General features: G+C 46.0%; 17 protein-coding genes. 15 read left to right on the top strand and 2 right to left on the bottom strand.

Features of this window, described 5'->3' with window-relative positions; translation table 11 throughout:
• The 9 genes from urtE (at position 1) to ureG (ending at position 6936) form a co-directional block, all read left to right on the top strand.
• The gene (gene urtE / locus OCV24_RS11120) at positions 1-696 is read left to right on the top strand and encodes an urea ABC transporter ATP-binding subunit UrtE (protein WP_017056204.1); all 696 of its coding nucleotides are present in this window, start codon (positions 1-3) and stop codon (positions 694-696) included.
• Complete coding sequence (locus OCV24_RS11115; protein WP_077680732.1) at positions 693-1640, top strand: urease accessory protein UreD; 948 nt, start codon at positions 693-695, stop codon at positions 1638-1640. Before urtE ends, OCV24_RS11115 begins: the two co-directional genes overlap by 4 nt.
• 130 nt (positions 1641-1770) lie before the next feature.
• The gene (gene ureA / locus OCV24_RS11110) at positions 1771-2073 is read left to right on the top strand and encodes an urease subunit gamma (protein ID WP_004735119.1); all 303 of its coding nucleotides are present in this window, start codon (positions 1771-1773) and stop codon (positions 2071-2073) included.
• Positions 2074-2084: 11 nt separating this feature from the next.
• Positions 2085-2420: an urease subunit beta gene (locus OCV24_RS11105; RefSeq protein ID WP_150879194.1), complete on the top strand. Its 336-nt coding sequence runs from the start codon at positions 2085-2087 to the stop codon at positions 2418-2420.
• A gap of 40 nt (positions 2421-2460) precedes the next feature.
• On the top strand, positions 2461-4164 hold the full coding sequence (gene ureC, locus OCV24_RS11100; protein ID WP_150879193.1) for an urease subunit alpha: 1704 nt from the start codon (positions 2461-2463) through the stop codon (positions 4162-4164).
• A gap of 77 nt (positions 4165-4241) precedes the next feature.
• Positions 4242-4694: an urease accessory protein UreE gene (gene ureE, locus OCV24_RS11095; RefSeq protein WP_048614367.1), complete on the top strand. Its 453-nt coding sequence runs from the start codon at positions 4242-4244 to the stop codon at positions 4692-4694.
• Between the two features lie 235 nt (positions 4695-4929).
• The gene (locus tag OCV24_RS11090; protein ID WP_136978758.1) at positions 4930-5526 is read left to right on the top strand and encodes a HupE/UreJ family protein; all 597 of its coding nucleotides are present in this window, start codon (positions 4930-4932) and stop codon (positions 5524-5526) included.
• A 41-nt stretch (positions 5527-5567) separates the two neighbouring features.
• Positions 5568-6248 (top strand): urease accessory protein UreF, encoded by a 681-nt coding sequence (locus OCV24_RS11085; RefSeq protein ID WP_150879192.1) that lies wholly within the window; start codon positions 5568-5570, stop codon positions 6246-6248.
• A 46-nt stretch (positions 6249-6294) separates the two neighbouring features.
• A complete protein-coding gene (gene ureG, locus OCV24_RS11080; RefSeq protein WP_137007457.1) occupies positions 6295-6936 on the top strand; it encodes an urease accessory protein UreG in 642 nt (213 codons plus the stop codon).
• Between the two features lie 106 nt (positions 6937-7042).
• On the opposite strand, the gene xseA is transcribed toward ureG, so the two are convergent.
• A complete protein-coding gene (gene xseA / locus OCV24_RS11075; RefSeq protein ID WP_150879190.1) occupies positions 7043-8389 on the bottom strand; it encodes an exodeoxyribonuclease VII large subunit in 1347 nt (448 codons plus the stop codon).
• 269 nt (positions 8390-8658) lie between these two features.
• On the opposite strand from xseA, the gene guaB reads away from it, so the two are divergent.
• The 3 genes from guaB (at position 8659) to OCV24_RS11060 (ending at position 13841) form a co-directional block, all read left to right on the top strand.
• Positions 8659-10122, top strand: coding sequence for an IMP dehydrogenase (gene guaB / locus OCV24_RS11070; RefSeq protein WP_017056214.1), 1464 nt, complete (start codon positions 8659-8661; stop codon positions 10120-10122).
• A gap of 202 nt (positions 10123-10324) precedes the next feature.
• Positions 10325-11878, top strand: coding sequence for a glutamine-hydrolyzing GMP synthase (guaA, locus tag OCV24_RS11065; RefSeq protein ID WP_017056215.1), 1554 nt, complete (start codon positions 10325-10327; stop codon positions 11876-11878).
• Positions 11879-12167: 289 nt separating this feature from the next.
• On the top strand, positions 12168-13841 hold the full coding sequence (locus OCV24_RS11060) for a chitinase (protein WP_150879188.1): 1674 nt from the start codon (positions 12168-12170) through the stop codon (positions 13839-13841).
• 667 nt (positions 13842-14508) lie between these two features.
• On the opposite strand, the gene ebgR is transcribed toward OCV24_RS11060, so the two are convergent.
• Positions 14509-15492, bottom strand: coding sequence for a transcriptional regulator EbgR (gene ebgR / locus OCV24_RS11055; RefSeq protein WP_150879186.1), 984 nt, complete (start codon positions 15490-15492; stop codon positions 14509-14511).
• Between the two features lie 392 nt (positions 15493-15884).
• Here ebgR and galE point away from each other — a divergent pair, with 392 nt between their 5' ends.
• The 3 genes from galE to galK all read left to right on the top strand — a co-directional run bounded on the left by galE (position 15885) and on the right by galK (position 19359).
• Positions 15885-16895 (top strand): UDP-glucose 4-epimerase GalE, encoded by a 1011-nt coding sequence (gene galE, locus OCV24_RS11050; protein ID WP_102507708.1) that lies wholly within the window; start codon positions 15885-15887, stop codon positions 16893-16895.
• 146 nt (positions 16896-17041) lie between these two features.
• Complete coding sequence (locus tag OCV24_RS11045; protein WP_102507706.1) at positions 17042-18094, top strand: UDP-glucose--hexose-1-phosphate uridylyltransferase; 1053 nt, start codon at positions 17042-17044, stop codon at positions 18092-18094.
• 104 nt (positions 18095-18198) lie between these two features.
• Positions 18199-19359, top strand: coding sequence for a galactokinase (gene galK, locus OCV24_RS11040; protein ID WP_150879184.1), 1161 nt, complete (start codon positions 18199-18201; stop codon positions 19357-19359).
• The last annotated feature ends 29 nt before the right edge of the window (positions 19360-19388 follow it).

Here is a 19388-nt window from a genome sequence, read left to right as displayed (position 1 = left end):
ATGCTAGAGGTTAAATCAGTTAATCAATATTACGGTGAGAGCCATACGCTGTGGGATTTGGATATGCAGATCCCAGAAGGTAAATGCACGGTGCTAATGGGGCGAAATGGAGTCGGTAAAACCACGTTGCTGCAATGCATCATGGGGTTGGTTAAGGTCGAAAGCGGTGACATCTCATTGTCGGGCGAGTCGCTTTTGAAAACCGATGCTGAAGATCGTGCTCGCCAAGGCATCGGTTATGTGCCGCAAGGTCGTCAGATCTTTCCGATGCTCACGGTTCAAGAAAACCTAGAAGTAGGCTTGCCGATTCGAGAAAAGGGCGACCGTAAGATCCCTGAGTTCATCTTCGATATATTCCCAGTATTAAAAGAGATGCTGCATCGTCGCGGAGGTGACTTATCTGGTGGTCAGCAGCAGCAACTGGCGATTGGGCGTGCGCTGGTGGTTAATCCAAAACTGTTGATCTTGGATGAACCGACTGAAGGTATTCAGCCTAATATTGTGCAAGAAATTGGTGACATCATTCGTATGCTCAACGAGAAGATGGGACTCACCGTTCTGCTTGTTGAACAGAAGCTGCCATTTGCGAGAAAGGTCGGTGACCGATTTTGCATTCTCGACCGTGGTCGTCAGGTCGCAGAAGGTGAAATGACAGGGCTCAATGAGTCTTTGATTAAGGAGTACCTAACCGTATGAGCTCTCTATATTCTTCGAGTGAAGCAATAAATACTTCTTTAGCGGGAGTTTTGTCTCTGAATGAAACCATTGAACAAGATATTAGAGACGGTTGGCAGGCGAGCTTAAACCTCACCTTTGTCGACCGCGGTGATAAAACCGTATTAAAGAATCGTCAGCAGTTTGGTCCGCTTGCGGTGCAACGCCCCCTGTATCCTGATGGGGAAACGTGTCACACCTACTTACTTCATCCCCCCGGCGGAGTAGTAGGTGGTGACACTCTCAATATTGAAGCGACCATCGAAAGCGGCGCTCATGCGTTGATCACCACACCCGGTGCGACCAAGTTCTATCGTTCTAACAACAAGTACGCCAAGCAGAAGCAAACCCTTCGAGTGAAGAAAGGTGCACGTTTAGAGTGGATGCCGCAAGAGAACATCTTTTTTCCTAATGCACACGTTCGCCTAGACACTGAAATTCGCCTAGAAAAGGGTGCACAGTTTTGGGGTTGGGAGATGCACTGTTTTGGGCGACCTGCACAGAATGAGGGATTTGAGCGTGGTCACCTTGTAGGGAAAACGGAAATCTATCTTGATAATCAAAGGCTTCTTACTGAAGGTTTTAATTTTCACGGTGGCGATAAGTTAATGATAAATATGGGGTTACTTGATTATTCAATGATGGGAACCTTTTATATCACCTCAAATGAGAAGCAAGGTTTAGAGTTGGTACAGAGCTTGCTCTTATCTATTACACAGCAAGCTTCACAGCAATCAGTCACATCAAAAACGTCGAGTGAACCCACATTAATATTGGGTGCGACCCAGATAGAAGGATTGATTGTGGTGCGAGCCTTGGGTAATTGGAGTGAAGACATCCTCCAGGCCTTTGGTCAGATATGGCAAGCAACTCGCTCTCATTTATGTGGTACGACTCCTGATTTACCAAGGATTTGGGCGACTTAGCGATTAGCCCTTTTGTACCTAGGGTGACTTCCGGCTCTAGGTACATTTTTCAAGCTTGCTGTGCTTGAATCCCACTTACTGCTCATGCGTTTTTGAGCACTAAGAAACAACACTAACAGCGGGCGGCTAAATGGAATTAACACCAAGAGAAAAAGATAAGCTACTTATCTTCTGCGCAGGAATGCTGGCACAGCAGCGCAAACAAAAAGGCTTAAAACTTAACTACCCAGAATCTATTGCACTGATCAGTAGTGCCATTCTTGAAGGTGCCCGTGAGGGTAAAACCGTTTCAGAGTTGATGGATTTTGGACGCACACTGCTTACTGTCGATGACGTTATGGAGGGGATCCCTTCCATGATCCCTGATGTACAAGTCGAAGCCACTTTTCCTGATGGCACCAAGCTGGTGACCGTTCATGAACCTATCGTGTAGGGAGAAGTAATATGGCTGGTTCCACAAAGCAATACTCAGGATTCGTTCCCGGAAAAGTCGAAACTGCTTCCGGTGACATCACTCTCAATAAAGGCCGCGACACGACGTCCATTAAGGTGCAAAACATTGGCGATCGTCCCGTTCAAATTGGCTCTCATTACCACTTCTATGAAGCAAATCCTTCGCTGATCTTTGACCGAGAAGCCACTAAAGGCTTTCGACTCAATATCCCTGCAGGCACCGCCACCCGTTTTGAGCCGGGTCAGTCGCGCAGCGTCGAGTTAGTGCGTTACGCTGGTAAGTTAGAAATTTACGGCTTCCAAGGAAAGGTGATGGGCAAGCTCTAAGTGCTCTCACGGAAACAATAAAAACAACAAAGGATTGAACATGGCGACGATATCCAAACAGGCTTACGCCGAAATGTTTGGGCCAACAATCGGAGACCGAGTGCGTCTTGCTGACACCGATTTATGGCTAGAAGTTGAAAAGGATTACACGGTATACGGCGACGAAGTGAAGTTCGGCGGCGGTAAAGTCATTCGTGATGGACAAGGGCAAAGCCAACGTCCAAGTGCTGAAACACCTGACTTGGTGATCACTAACGCGATTGTGTTGGACTACTGGGGAATCGTAAAAGCCGATGTCGCCATCAAAGATGGTCGAGTTCAGGCATTGGGCAAAGCGGGCAACCCAGATGTTCAACCAGGCGTTGATATTGTGATTGGTCCGGGCACGGAAATTTTAGCAGGTGAAGGTTCAATTTTGACGGCTGGTGGCATTGATTCACACATCCACTTTATCTGCCCACAACAAATTGAAGAGGCATTGGCGTCAGGTGTGACAACCATGATTGGCGGAGGCACAGGGCCAAACACCGGCACCAACGCGACCACATGTACGCCGGGGCCTTGGAACATGCACCGCATGCTAGAGTCACTCGATCAATTCCCGATGAACTTTGGCTTGTTAGGCAAAGGCAATGCCAGTCAGCCAGAAGCATTGCGTGAACAAGTAGCGGCAGGCGCAGTGGGTTTGAAGTTGCACGAAGATTGGGGAACCACTCCCGCTTCAATCGATACCTGTTTGAGCGTTGCTGACGAGATGGACGTACAAGTCGCGATTCATACCGACACTCTGAACGAATCTGGTTTTGTTGAATCGACACTTGGCGCAATCGGTGATCGTGTGATTCATACTTATCACACCGAAGGTGCCGGTGGTGGTCATGCTCCCGATATTATTCGCGCCGCAGGTGAGCCGAACGTTCTGCCTTCCTCAACCAACCCAACGCGACCTTATACGGTCAATACGGTCGATGAGCATTTAGATATGTTGATGGTCTGTCATCACCTTTCACCGTCAATTGCTGAAGATGTCGCGTTCGCCGAGTCACGTATCCGCCGTGAAACTATTGCCGCTGAAGATATTCTTCATGATTTGGGCGCGTTCTCAATGATCGCTTCTGATTCACAAGCGATGGGGCGCGTAGGCGAGGTGGTAACACGTACTTGGCAAACCGCACACAAGATGAAAGTGCAGCGTGGCAGCCTAAAAGAAGATTCAGACTACAGCGATAACTTCCGTTTAAGACGTTATGTCGCTAAGTACACCATCAACCCTGCGATCACTCATGGTATGTCTCATGAAATCGGTTCGATCGAAGCCGGGAAATTAGCTGACCTAGTTCTATGGAAGCCAGCCTTTTTTGGCGTGAAACCAAGCGTAATTTTGAAAGGCGGCATGATCGCCATGGCGCCGATGGGTGACCCAAACGCTTCAATCCCAACCCCTCAGCCAGTTCACTACCGCTCTATGTTTGGTAGCTACGGCAAGGCGTGTCAGAACACATCGATGTTGTTTGTCTCTAAAGAAGCCAAAGCGCAGAACATCGATAAGAAATTGGGTTTGCAGAGTTTGATTGGTGTTGTCAGCAATTGCCGAAATATCAGCAAATCCGACATGAAGCTCAATGATTGGATGCCGAAGATTGAGGTCGACTCTCAGACGTATCAAGTGCGCGCCGATGGTGAATTGCTGACGTGTGAGCCTGCTGAAGAGCTGCCAATGGCTCAGCGGTACTTTCTATTCTAAGCCTTTGACTAAAGAATCTTATTTTAGTGACCCTATTTTGAACGTTATAAATCTCACAAGGAGATTGAGGTAAGAGCATGATTGAACTGACTCAACTGAATACTCAAATACAAAATGCACCGGACGGCTATTTGAGCCTGCCGATCGATAGCCGCATCAAAAGCCGCCTTAAGGTGATGCTAGATGACGGGCGCAATGCCGGCCTGTTTCTACCACGAGGTCATATCTTGCGTGGTGGCGAACAACTCTCAAGTGAATGTGGTTTAGTCGTAGAAGTGAAAGCGGCACCGGAAACCGTTTCAACCGTTTACTGTGAAGACCCACACTTGCTAACGCGAGTGGCGTATCACCTTGGCAACCGTCATGTTCCGCTGCAAGTGGAAGCGGGTTGGGTTCGTTACCAACACGACCATGTTTTAGATGAAATGGTTGAAGGTTTAGGCGCAAAGGTGACCACCGAGAAACAACCCTTTGAACCTGAAGGTGGCGCTTATGGCGGTCGCTCAGGTGGACATCATCACCATCATTAATCGAGTCATTTGAGACTCACCCATTTATAGATACAACCACGATATTAATAACAATAATACCAATCACAGTAAGTAAGTGATCAACAATAGCGCAGAAAAAAGGCTTGAGAACAAGGCATAATTTTTCGATAAGTAGTTATTCTACAATCAAAAATTATAACGCAGTTATCGAGCGTTTTAGCAAGCTAGGGTGAGCAATTATTTACTACGATTGGTATAAAGCAAGGAAGACGCGATGAACTTTAAAACAGCTGCTGGCTTATGTACTTTCACAATAGCTTCTCTAACAACATCAACATTGGCTTTCGCTCACCCAGGTCATGGATCTCACTCGGTTCATGAATCTCACTCATTTATGTCTGGCTTAACTCATCCTGTGACAGGTATGGATCACCTGATCATGCTGATCGCTTTTGGTCTATTAATTGGCGCACTGTCATTTTCAACCAAGATAAAAGCCGCTCTGATTGGCGGCGGATTAGCTTCATTGGTCGTGGGGCTTATCGCAGGCCAAGCCCTAGGTTTCTCTGTAATAGTTGAACCGGCAATCATCGCTTCTCTGTTCGTCGTCAGCCTATGTTTATGGCACGTATTCTCACCATCCACCAAGCGTGTAAACAGCGTGTTAGTCGCTTCGATTGCAATGCTGTTTTTCCATGGTTACGCACACGGCGTTGAAGCCGCGAGCAACCTGACTCAATTTGCAACGGGTATGAGCATCACTGCTTTGGCATTAATGGTTATCGGTACGTTTGTTGGCCGCGCGGTTTACTCTAAATGGATGTCGGTCGGCGTGGCTTCAGCAAGCGCACTATTACTGTTAGGTGCGTAAGCTCTCGAACTTTTCGATTCTAGAGGACAAAGAACAAGAGTATGACCACAACAGAAAATGTCGCAATTTATCGTCTGTTCCAATTGATCAGTCCGTCGTTGCCGATTGGTGGCTTCACTTATTCGCAAGGGCTAGAGCTGGCGGTTGAGGCGGGGTGGGTGACTAATCGCGATAGCATGGAACAGTGGCTTAATACCATTGTCAGCTCTAGTGTCGCGACCTTGGAGTTACCTATCTTAGAGCGCCTTTATCACGCGCTAGAAAAAGGTGACCTCGATGAGATTGAGCATTGGTGTAACTACTTGTATTCAAGCCGTGAAACCAGTGAATTGCGAGCGGAAGAGAAGCAACGTGGACATGCCTTGAATACCTTGTTGAAGCGCTTAGATATCGATATTTCGCTGGTAGATTCTGTTGATAGTCATCCAAACCAATTGTTGGGCATGTGTATGGCGGCCCAGCATTGGGGTATTGATTTAGAAAGCCTCAAGCAAGGTTACTTATGGAGCTGGCTTGAAAATATCGTTACCGCAGGCGTCAAGTTGGTGCCTTTAGGTCAAACCGACGGGCAGTTGGCACTGATTAATATCACCAACACCTTTCCTGAGGTGATCGAAAAGGCACGCTCGATAGAAGATTGGATGATAGGTAGCTTTTCGCCATCAATGGCATTAGCAAGTTCACTGCACGAAACACAATACACGAGACTATTTCGTTCGTAGCGGTCAGCGCAAACGATGTAGTAAAAAGAATATAAGGAAGTAGACAATGGAAAGTTATAAGCAACCACTTCGAATTGGTATTGGCGGCCCGGTAGGGTCGGGTAAAACAGCATTGTTAGAGGTGCTATGTAAGGCGATTAGAGACAAGCTCAACATTGCCGTAGTAACCAATGATATCTACACCCAAGAAGACGCAAAGATACTCACGCGAGCAGAAGCGCTGGAACCAAATCGGATCATTGGTGTAGAAACGGGTGGCTGTCCGCATACGGCGATCCGTGAAGATGCCTCGATGAACCTCGCGGCAGTAGAAGAGCTGGCTAAGTTACACAAGAACCTCGATGTGGTATTCGTCGAAAGCGGTGGTGACAACCTCAGTGCCACGTTCAGCCCTGAGTTAGCCGACCTTACTATCTATGTAATCGATGTGGCGGAAGGGGAGAAGATCCCACGTAAAGGCGGGCCGGGTATTACGCGTTCTGATCTGCTAGTCATCAACAAGATCGATTTAGCACCATATGTGGGTGCGTCACTTGAGGTGATGGAGCAAGACACTCAACGCATGCGACCAACCAAGCCATACGTGTTCACCAACCTAAAAGAGAGCCAAGGTTTAGATTTCATCATCAACTTTATTGTGACGGAAGGTATGCTCACCATGAAGGAGCATTCTACGACTGAGTCGTGAATCATGAATAGGGAGTAGAGTTTAAATCCGTTCGTTTTCTTTCTAAGCTATTAGACAGAAAAAAGCCCTGTCGATTATCGATAGGGCTTTAACGTTCGAGTCGAATCTAAAGCTCGCTCTTCGCGACTCTTGTTGTCACTTGTGACTCAATTACACCATCTTCAACTTGAGTAGTGATCACTTCACCTAGTTCGACATCATTAATTGATGACACGGTATTGCCTGATGTTGAATGGGTAATGCTGTAGCCTCGCTTCAAGGTTGCCAGTGGGCTCACTGTCTCTAACTTCTCTGCAGCCATAGCGAGCTGGTGGCGAGTCGTTAGTAACGTCTTATCCATCGCATCCAGAAGCTTTTGCTCAGAACGCTGTAAATGTAACTTCTGTACACCAAGGCGTTTCACTGGTGAGTTCAACTGAAGCTGATGCTGTTTACGTTCAATATCTTGTGCATGTTGCTTTAAGTATTGGGTCATACCACGACGTAAGCGCATGTCTAAGTCATCAAGTTGCTGACTTTGCTTTTGTAGCTGGTAGCTCGGGTGCTGTTTCTCTAAGCGGTATTTCAACGTTTGAGTTGATTGCGCTTGTTTGATTAACACATGACGAATCGCACTGACCAAGCGAGCACGTTTAGACGCGAAAGTTTGTTCTTTATGGCTGTTATCACGGCTAACCAGTTCGGCTGCCGCTGACGGCGTTGGTGCACGCATATCTGCGACGAAATCAGCTATAGTGACATCGATTTCGTGGCCAACAGCACTGATGATTGGGATCTGACTTGCCTTAATCGTGCGAGCTACTATCTCGTTATTGAAACACCATAAGTCTTCTAACGAGCCACCGCCACGACCTACAATTAATACGTCACATTCATTGCGTTCGTTAGCTCGTCCAATCGCTTGGGCGATTTGAATCGCGGCTTCTTCACCTTGAACCATCGTTGGATAAATGACCACTGGCAATGAAGGATCGCGTCTTTTCAACACATCGAGAATATCAAACAGTGCTGCGCCCGTTTTGGAAGTAATGATACCTACACATTTAGGATGCTCTGGCAAAGTCTGCTTACTCGATTGAGCAAATAAGCCTTCAGATGCCAAATCTATCTTCAGTTTTTCAAACTCTTGCTGAAGCTTACCATCACCTTCTGGCTGCATGCTTTCGATGATTAGCTGATAGTCACCACGCGGCTCATAAAGAGACAGACGTGCTTTGACTAAAACTTGATTACCGTTCTGAGGCTTAAAAGTCACACGACGGTTATTGCCACGAAACATAGCGCACTTAACTTGAGCGCGAGAGTCTTTAAGCGTGAGGTACCAGTGACCAGAGACAGGTGCAGAGAAGTTTGAGATTTCACCAACGAGCCAGACTATTCCCATTTCGTTTTCTAATAGGAGACGAACCTCTGAGTTGAGGCGAGAAACAGTAAAGATGTTTGGATTAGTCATAGGAGCACTATCTTTCCTTGAAGGAAGGTCTTTCTTGGAATCTCACAGGGCGTGAGTATGGAAGATAGCGGCAATATAATACATAGCAAGGGGGTAAATGCAAATTAAAAATACAAAAATGTGTAGCCAAGCGATTTCGTTGGCCGTATAATCCGTCCGCAATATCTAATCCAAATGCAGTTGAATTTTCCTTAATTGGCTGCCCTCATTAGGCGAAACGATGAGATTGGATTGTTTCTTTTTACTCCTATTATTGTGAGATATTGCAAATGCTAAGAATTGCCAAAGAAGCGCTGACATTCGACGACGTACTGCTAGTGCCAGCACACTCCACCGTTCTCCCTAATACAGCTGATCTTCGCACTCAGCTGACGAAGAATATTTCCCTAAACATCCCAATGATCTCTGCATCGATGGATACTGTGACAGAAGCTCGCCTAGCGATTGCACTGGCACAAGAAGGCGGAATCGGCTTCATTCATAAGAACATGTCTATTGAACAGCAAGCTGAAATGGTTCGCCAGGTTAAAATTTACGAAGCAGGTGTGGTTTCTCACCCTGTTACTGTAAACCCTGACGCGACAATCGCTGATGTTGTAGCCCTTACCCAAAAACACGGCTTTGCCGGTTTCCCAGTTGTTACTGAAACAAACGAACTTGTTGGTATTATTACTGGCCGTGACGTTCGCTTTGTTACTGACCTTTCTAAGAAAGTTGATGTAGTAATGACGCCTAAAGCTCGCCTTGCTTCTGTTAAAGAAGGTGCAACTCGTGAAGAAGTTCAAGAGAAAATGCACGAAGCACGTGTTGAAAAAGTACTTGTTGTAAATGATGACTTCCAACTAACAGGAATGATCACAGCAAAAGATTTCCATAAAGCAGAACGTAAACCAAACGCTTGTAAAGATGAGCGCGGCAGCCTACGTGTAGGTGCAGCTGTTGGTGCTGGTGCTGGTAACGAAGAGCGCGTTGCTGCTCTAGTTGAAGCTGGCGTAGACGTTCTACTCATCGACTCTTCACATGGTCACTCTGAAGGTGTACTTAACCGTATCCGCGAAACTCGCGCTGCATATCCTGATCTACAAATCATCGGTGGTAACGTAGCAACTGGCGCTGGTGCTCGTGCTCTTATCGAAGCAGGTGTTAGTGCGGTTAAAGTAGGTATCGGCCCTGGTTCAATCTGTACGACTCGTATCGTTACTGGTGTTGGTGTTCCTCAAGTAACAGCAATTGCAGACGCTGCTGAAGTGGCAAACGAATACGGTATTCCAGTAATCGCAGATGGCGGTATCCGCTTCTCTGGTGATATCTGTAAAGCTATCGTTGCTGGCGCATCTTGTGTGATGGTCGGTTCAATGTTCGCTGGTACTGAAGAAGCACCGGGTGAAGTTATCCTTTACAACGGTCGTTCTTACAAGTCTTACCGTGGTATGGGTTCTCTTGGCGCTATGTCTCAAGGTTCTTCTGACCGTTACTTCCAATCTGACAACGCCGCAGACAAGCTTGTTCCAGAAGGTATTGAAGGTCGTATCGCATACAAAGGTCGTCTAAAAGAGATCGTTCACCAACAGATGGGTGGTCTACGCTCAAGCATGGGCTTAACGGGTTCTGCAACTGTTGAAGACATGCGTACTAAAGCTGAGTTTGTTCGTATCTCTGGTGCAGGCATGAAAGAATCTCACGTACACGATGTTCAAATCACGGAAGAAGCACCTAACTACCGTTTAGGTTAATAATACGTCCAAACGTTTGAATAATGTGCCGAGTTAGTCGGCACATTATTTTATCTAAAGCCTGTTTTGTTTAGAGAGTGGTTCTCACAAAACATCGTCTTACAGATAACCAACGAAAACGTTTGCTTTATTTCTTGAAGAGTTAATCAGAGGTGAGTAAACTCGCTTCCGTTTTATCACATAGCCAATAAGACTGCTTACAATGACTAAAAATATTCATGACCAACGTATTCTAATTCTGGATTTCGGTTCTCAATACACACAGCTAGTTGCTCGTCGTATTCGTGAGATCGGTGTTTACTGTGAACTTTGGAGCTGGGATGTAGAAGAAGCGGATATTCGTGAATTCAATCCAGACGGTATCATCCTATCTGGTGGACCTGAAAGTGTGACGGAAGAGAACTCTCCGCGCGCACCTCAGTACGTATTTGATTCAGGTGTTCCTGTATTTGGTGTGTGCTACGGCATGCAAACCATGGCAGAACAGCTTGGTGGTAAAGTCGCCGGTTCTAACGAGCGTGAATTCGGCTACGCCGCGGTTCAGGTTACGGGTGATTCAGCATTATTTGCTAACCTTGAAGCGACGCAAGATGTTTGGATGAGCCACGGCGACAAAGTGGTTGAGATTCCTGCTGATTTCATAAAGATCGCAGCAACAGACACTTGCCCATATGCTGCGATGGCAAATGAAGAGAAGAAGTACTATGGCGTGCAATTCCATCCTGAAGTAACGCACACTAAGAATGGTCTTAAAATGCTTGAGAACTTTGTTCTTAACGTTTGCGGCTGTGAGCGTTTATGGACTTCTGAATCCATCATCGAAGATGCGGTTGCTCGTATTAAAGAGCAAGTAGGTGATGATGAAGTTATCCTTGGCCTTTCTGGTGGCGTTGATTCATCTGTAGTTGCAATGCTTGCTCACCGTGCAATCGGTGACAAACTAACTTGTGTATTTGTAGATAATGGCCTTCTTCGTTTGAACGAAGCAGAGCAAGTTATGGATATGTTTGGTAACAAGTTTGGCCTAAACATCATCAAAGTAGATGCTGAAGATCGTTTCCTTAATGCGTTAGAAGGTGAAGCTGAACCGGAAGCTAAGCGTAAGATCATCGGTCACGTATTCGTAGATATCTTCGATGAAGAGTCTAAGAAACTTAAGAATGCTAAATGGCTTGCTCAGGGTACTATCTACCCAGACGTAATCGAGTCTGCTGCTTCTAAGACGGGTAAAGCACACGTAATCAAATCTCACCACAACGTTGGTGGTCTTCCTGATGATATGGAAATGGGCCTTGTTGAGCCTCTACGTGAGCTGTTTAAAGATGAAGTACGTAAGATCGGCCTAGAACTTGGTCTTCCATACAACATGCTTTACCGCCACCCATTCCCAGGTCCTGGTCTAGGTGTTCGTGTTCTTGGTGAAATCAAGAAAGAGTACTGTGATCTGCTGCGTCGTGCTGATGCTATCTTCATTGAAGAACTTCACGCTGCTGACCTTTATCACAAAGTATCTCAAGCATTCACGGTGTTCCTACCAGTGCGTTCAGTTGGCGTAATGGGCGATGGCCGTAAGTACGATTGGGTTGTATCTCTACGTGCTGTAGAAACTATCGATTTCATGACGGCTCATTGGGCACACCTGCCATACGACTTCCTAGGTAAAGTCTCTAATCGTATTATCAACGAAGTTAACGGCATTTCACGTGTTGTTTACGATATTTCTGGTAAGCCACCAGCAACTATCGAGTGGGAATAATCTCTTAGAGAATTAGCCAACGTTGATTGAAATCTTAAAAGCCTCGAACTCTGTTCGGGGCTTTTTTCTTTCTTATTCAGGTATTAAAGAGTCATATCGAACGGTTAGGAGCCAAACTAGTCGAAAATTAGACATCGCCTCAAGAAACAATGAGACGCTTTGTTGTGTTGGACTATACATAAAAATATCACTCGCAATTTTTATAAATTCATACCACACCAGCTAGGCCATTTCACATGTGACGCATACTCTTTGATGGACTTATTAAGGACAGATAAGAGAATCCACCATGTTAAAAATTAAATATTTGGCGGCAATACTTGGCTGTACATTAGCAGCCCAAAGCCATGCGTTTTTGAACATCCAACCTGATCCGCAAAACCCGAATGGTTACCTTGTTGAGAAGTCGGCATTACAAGCTGCTGAACAGGTGAAAACCTCCGACCCTATGTATGCGATCTGGTCACAGGCCCTTCAAACTCGTTCTAATACCATCGTTGAAGCGATTGAACCCGGTTCGCCTTCTAACCCTGAAAACGTAAAGCGTGTTGAGCGTGTATTTCCTCAATCTGAATGGAACTTTCTCACTCAGATGGCGGCACCAGAATACACTTATACTCGTTTCTTGCGCGCGATTGGTAAATTCCCAGCCTTCTGTGGAGAGTACACTGATGGGCGAGATTCTGATGCCATCTGTAAGAAATCCATCATCACCGCTTTTGCTCACTTCTCTCAAGAGACGGGCGGTCACATCGCAATCGACAACACTTCTGATAACCCATTAGCTCTAGAAGAGTGGCAGCAAGCGCTGGTACATGTTCGTGAAATGGGGTGGTCTGAAGGGCAAGAAGGCTACACCACAGGTTGTGGCCAGAACGATTGGCAAAATGAACGTTGGCCTTGTGCCACAGGGCAGGGCTATTTCGGACGTGGTGCTAAACAGCTTTCTTACCATTTTAACTACGGTGCGTTCTCGGAAGTGATGTTCGATGGTGATGCGACGGTTCTATTGAATAATCCGGCCTTAGTTGCTGACTCTTGGTTAAACCTAGCTTCTGCTATTTGGTTCTTCCTTACTCCTCAAGCACCTAAACCTGCAATGTTGCACGTGATCGACCGTACATGGACACCCTCGCAACGTGAATTGGATGCCGGTATTGGTTATGGCTTTGGTACTACTATCAACGTGATCAATGGTGGAATTGAGTGTGGTGAGCAGAATAAAGACAAAGGTCAACCCGTTAACCGAATTCGTTACTGGGAAGGCCTAGCGGCGCACTATGAAATTCCTGTAGAAGTGGACGAGCAGAACACGTGTTGGCAGCAAACGCCTTACGGAAGCTTAAACCTCAACGGTGCCACTGACGTGCTATACACTAACTGGGATGGTAACTGGAAATACTACGCAGACCGCCCAGAAGGCTACTCATTTGAATGTGAGCTTGTTGGTTTCCAAACGGCATATTCCGCGCTGGTGGCTGGCGATTACGAGAAGTGTGTGACCAACTTCTACGGTTCTCACGCGAGCTGGCCTGAAGTGAAAGTGGTCGATAAGCTTGATCCGGTAGACCCTGGTACTGATCCGGGTGGTAATGGTTGGAGTGCGACCAAGGTTTACAATGCGGGTGACCAAGTCACTCACAACGGCGCAACCTACGAAGCGAAATGGTGGACACAAGGGGATGACCCTGCCAATGGCGGCCCTTGGAAATTAGTTGCCGGTGAGCCTACACCTGTCGATCCTGATCCGGTAGACCCAAGCCCTGTTGAACCGCCAGTGACTGAGCCACCGATTATCGTCGATCCATCGGTGTTTATCACATGGGAAGCGGGCGTGAGCCAAGTGAGTAATGGCGACAAGGTGACACATAACGGTAAGTGCTTCGTGGCGAAAAACGGCCCTGGCGTATGGGAAAGCCCTATTCAATCGAACTGGTTCTGGGATGAAATAAATTGCGATTAATAGGCGACGACTTTAATAAGTTGATATATTAAATCTATTGACCTGATTACCCAATATTATTCAAAAGCCGAAAGTTTCTACTTTCGGTTTTTTGTTTCTGACTATGCCGATCAGACACAAGCTCTAAGTTAAAACTCGAGCTAACGCAACAGATCTATATCAAGCTATTGAATGGGTATTGCCGTTATCAGGTGCGTTTTTGTTGTGTTGAAAATGGTTAAAGTACAGCAAATGGAGTCAAAGGATCATAGTAGGCCAAAAACTATTTCTGCGGATATAAAAATGGGCCTCAGCTTAACGCTAAGACCCAAACCTGAAGGCGGTATTAGAGGTGAGTAATTCACGTTGCCTCTCTCTCGGTCTGAATGCAATTTGCTGACCGACGTTCTTATGCGTAATTGGGTCGTAGTGAATACGAGTATTTTTGGACTGAGGTAATTGTTAGTAAAACTTTTACTAAATGAGGTTGGTGAAAACGTTTTGCTTTAACTCCATCACGTTTTTTATGGTCTTTTTACAGTGCTGCGTGATCCACTTAAAAGAATGCTATTGGCTGTTTTATGAAGCAGACTAAAGAGGCAGGTATGTGTATATAGGCGTATGTGATGGGCACAAAAAAGGCCACCTTCAACAAAGGTAGCCTTAGTTTATCTATTTGATATTTTAACTATTTTGTCGTGTCGCGCAGCTTTAATTTGCTTGGTACATAGACGCGTAATGGGATGGTTCGGCCGTCGCGTACTTTTTCAACCAGAAGGTTAACACCTTGAATTCCCATCAGTTCAGAGTGAATACGAACGGTTGATAAACTTGGGAAGGTAAATTTAGCGGTTGGGATGTCGTTTACACTGATCAGCGCAATGTCTTCAGGAATGCGCAATCCGTGCTCATGAATCGCTCGTAAAACGCCAATAGCGATGGAATCTGATGCAATAAACATGGCTTTCGGGTAATTGCCGCTCTCTAGCATTTTCTTCGTTAGGTCGTAGCCCGACGAGCTAGAGAAGTCACCACGGTAGATGTCTTGCTCACTGACAACATTTTTGAGGCCACCGTATTCAGCAAAAGCCACTTCGCGAATATCAGAGGTGTTAATGTCGTCTTGTCCACCAATGAAACCAATCCGTTGATAACCTTGGTTAATGAAGAAGTTGGTGATCTCTTTGCTGATACGAGCAAGGTCGATATCGACAGAATCATAAGGTTCTGAGTGATCCGTAAAGTCGACGTAGCAAATATTATCGGTGAGCTTTTTTGCTTGCTCGATAACTTCTTGTGTCATTCTACCGACTAATAAAATACCGGTAATATTGCTAGAGTTAACTTGTATTTTTCTTTCATAACAATTAGTTAGTCCAACTTCCATTTTTTCGCATTGAGTTTCAATACCATGACGAATGGATAGGTAGTAAGGGTCGTTAACTTCCGCTTCTTGCTTGTAGTTGTACAGAGCAAGGAAGTGGTGGATCTGTTTTTTACCGCTAACAGATTTACGTGAGCTGCTGGTTTTGTATTCCAATTTCTCGGCAATTTCAAAGATCCGCCTCTTGGTCTCTTCCTTGACGCTTAATGTTGGATCTTCATTGAGAACCCGGGAAACGGTAGCTAATGAAACATTTGCTTCAGTCGCGATATCTTTTAACGTTGCCATACTCACTTCCTGTTCTTGGAACATTGCGCTGCTTTGAAATTCGTCTTTAGTAAAAAAAGCAATGCACCTCTTAATTCTACAGACCTATTGTAATCAAACTGAAAGCCAATGCATTAACTTTTAGTAAAATAAATGCTCAACACATCTGTGATGTCTCAAATCTAACTACCTATAATTATCTTATTAAAATTCAATGAATTAGAAGTTAACAGCTATACGTTCTCTCTATGTCATGTCAGTACCAATGATGCGATTTGTGTAAACGTTTACACTCCGTGATTTTGATCACAGAATTATAGTCAAAATGGCTGCTACTATTTCTGACATACGGTGCTACTGAGCTGAATGTCAGTTCGAGTTAGCCCACGAATGACGACAAAGAGAGGTTGATTGTGAAAGTACTGGTTACGGGCGGCATGGGTTACATCGGAAGTCATACATGCATTCAAATGATGCAAGCGGGCATAGAGCCAATCATTGTAGACAACCTTTGCAACAGCAAAGAACTCGTACTGGAGCGAATCAATGCGCTAACCGGTCAAACACCAACATTTTACCTTGGAGATATTCGTGATGAATCTTTCCTAGATAGCGTGTTTGCCAAGCATGACATTCAAGCGGTGATTCATTTTGCTGGCCTAAAAGCGGTAGGAGAATCAGTTGCTAAGCCTTTGGAGTACTACGATAACAACGTCAATGGTTCTCTGGTCCTAGCGCGTAGCATGAAGAAAGCGGGCGTGAAAAGCATCGTATTTAGTTCTTCGGCTACCGTTTACGGTGACCCTGAAGTTGTACCTATTACTGAAACTTCACCAACTGGCGCGACAACTAACCCTTATGGACGCAGCAAATATATGGCGGAAGAGTGCTTAAGCGATCTGTTCAACGCGGAAAACGACTGGAGCGTCACTTTACTGCGCTACTTTAACCCTGTTGGCGCACATCCGTCAGGCACCATGGGTGAAGACCCGCAAGGCATTCCAAACAACCTAATGCCGTTCATCGCACAGGTTGCTGTAGGCCGAAGAGAGAAGCTTTCTATCTTTGGAAACGATTACCCAACACCAGATGGAACAGGTGTGCGTGACTACATCCACGTAATGGATTTGGCTGACGGCCACGTAGCAGCATTAAAAGCCGTGGGCGAGAAAGCGGGTTTGCACATTTACAACCTAGGTACAGGTAAAGGATCGAGTGTACTTGAGATGGTTGAAGCTTTTGCTGAAGCATCGGGCAAGCCTGTTCCTTATGAACTTTGCCCGCGCCGTGCTGGTGATATTGCCGAATGTTGGGCAAGCACTGAAAAAGCAGAGCGTGAACTGGGTTGGAAGGCGACACGCAGTGTGATGGAAATGACGGCGGATACGTGGAAGTGGCAGTCGAATAACCCGAACGGCTACTAGTCTGTGTAATTGAAGTCGCAGCGTTGTTGGATGTAATTCCAATTTTATTGGTGAATGCAGATGAAGAGATATTTTGAATCTCCTTGTAGAAGAATTATTCGTCTTGGTGAATTGACCAAGACACAAAAATTAAGAGCAATGTAAGTATGTCAAAAGTTGAATTTAACCCAGTAGACCACCCGCATCGTCGTTATAACCCACTAACGGGTCAGTGGATCTTAGTATCACCGCACCGTGCTAAACGCCCGTGGAGTGGTCAAGACGAGAAGCCATCGACTGAACAACTTCCTGAGTACGAGAAAGAGTGTTTCTTGTGCCCGACCAACACACGTATCTCGGGTGATCAAAACCCAGATTACGACGGTACTTATGTGTTCAGTAATGATTTCGCGGCGTTGATGCCTGATTCGCCTGACGCTCCAGAGTCTGACAACCCTCTATTTAAGACTCAAGGTGTTCGTGGGTTGAGCCGCGTTATCTGTTTCTCTCCAGACCACAGCAAAACGTTGCCAGAGTTACCGGTGAACAAAATCCGCGGCGTGATCGATACCTGGAACGAGCAGATTGAAGAGCTAGGTAAAGATTACCTATGGGTTCAAGCGTTTGAAAACAAAGGCGAGACAATGGGCTGTTCTCAGCCTCACCCACACGGTCAAATTTGGGCGAACAGCTTTCTGCCAAACGAGATTGAACGTAAAGAAAAGCTTCTAAAAGAATATTTTGAGCAACAGGGCACAAACCTATTAGTGGATTACGTTGAAGCTGAAATGAAAGACGGCTCACGCACTGTGGTTGAAACGGAACATTGGATTGCTGTCGTACCTTACTGGGCGGCGTGGCCATTCGAAACCATGTTGCTGCCAAAAACACATATTCGTCGTATGAGTGAACTGACTGATGAACAACGTGATGATTTGGCACTTGCAATTAAGAAGCTGACCAGCCGCTACGACAATTTGTTCCAATGCTCATTCCCATACTCGATGGGTTGGCACTATGCGCCGTTCTTTGAAGAAGGCACCGACATCGACCATTGGCAACTGCACGCGCTTTTCTACCCGCCACTACTACGCAGCGCATCTGTTCGTAAGTTCATGGTGGGCTACGAAATGTTGGCGGAATCGCAACGCGATTTGACCGCAGAACAAGCGGCGCAACGTCTTCGCGATTTGAGTGATGTTCACTACAAAGAGCAGTGATACCTGCTTCGTAAATAACAAACGAGATAGAGAATCTCATAGAATTAAAGTGGTGCCATGAAGGGACCACAATTGAACAAAGAGTTTAAGCAGAGAGTTTACTTATGTCTGATCTAATCCAAAACGTGAAAGCATCTTTTGAGCAAGTCCTTGGTTACCAAGCGACTTACATCGTTCAAGCGCCTGGTCGTGTGAACCTGATTGGTGAACACACTGACTACAATGATGGTTTTGTTCTACCGTGTGCCATTAACTACCAAACCGTTGTCGCAGCAGCAAAGCGCGATGACAACATGGTGCGTGTGGTGTCTGTCGACTACGATAATGCGGTAGACGAATTCGATATCACGCAAGAGATTACCTTCCAACAAGACAAGATGTGGGCGAACTATATTCGTGGCGTGGTGAAGTGCTTAATTGGTCGTGGCTATGAGTTTAAAGGTGCGGATATTTCTGTAGCCGGCAACGTGCCTCAAGGTGCCGGTTTAAGTTCTTCTGCGGCTCTGGAAGTGGTCATTGGACAGACATTTAAGGTACTTTACAACTTAGAGATAAGTCAGGCTGAAGTTGCGCTAAATGGTCAGCAAGCGGAAAACGAATTTGTAGGCTGTAACTGCGGCATCATGGATCAAATGATCTCGGCAGAAGGCCTTGCGAATCACGCGATGCTTTTGGATTGCCGTAGCTTAGAAACTCAAGCGGTTTCAATGCCAGAAGACATGGCGGTGGTGATCATCAATTCAAACAAGAAACGTGGCTTGGTCGACAGTGAATACAACACGCGTCGTGAGCAGTGTGAAGAAGCGGCTCGTCTGTTCGGTGTGCCTGCACTGCGTGATGTAACGATTGAGCAATTCAAAGCGAAAGAGTCTGAGCTGGATGAGATGGTTGCTAAGCGCGCTCGTCACGTGATTACCGAAAATGACCGCACCGTTGAAGCGGCTCAAGCTCTGCGTACTCATGACATGAAGCGCATAGGTGAGTTGATGGCAGAATCGCATGCATCAATGCGTGATGATTTTGAAATCACAGTCAAAGAGATCGATACGCTAGTGGATATGGTTAAAGAAGTGATTGGCGATCAAGGCGGCGTGCGTATGACGGGCGGTGGCTTTGGTGGTTGTATCGTGGCATTGGTTCCGCCTGCTTTAGTTGATAAAATTAAAACAACCGTTGAGCAGAAATATCAAGCAGCGACGGGTCTAAAAGAATCAATTTATGTGTGCCAAGCGAAAGACGGCGCCAGCCTAATTGAAGTAATCTAACTGCTTCGAGACTTAAGATAGCGCTTACC

Origin of the sequence: Vibrio kanaloae (assembly GCF_024347535.1) — a bacterium.
GTDB classification, from domain to species: domain Bacteria; phylum Pseudomonadota; class Gammaproteobacteria; order Enterobacterales; family Vibrionaceae; genus Vibrio; species Vibrio kanaloae.
The sequence above is the reverse complement of the archived record's forward strand: the minus strand, read 5'-3'. Positions and strand labels throughout refer to the sequence as shown.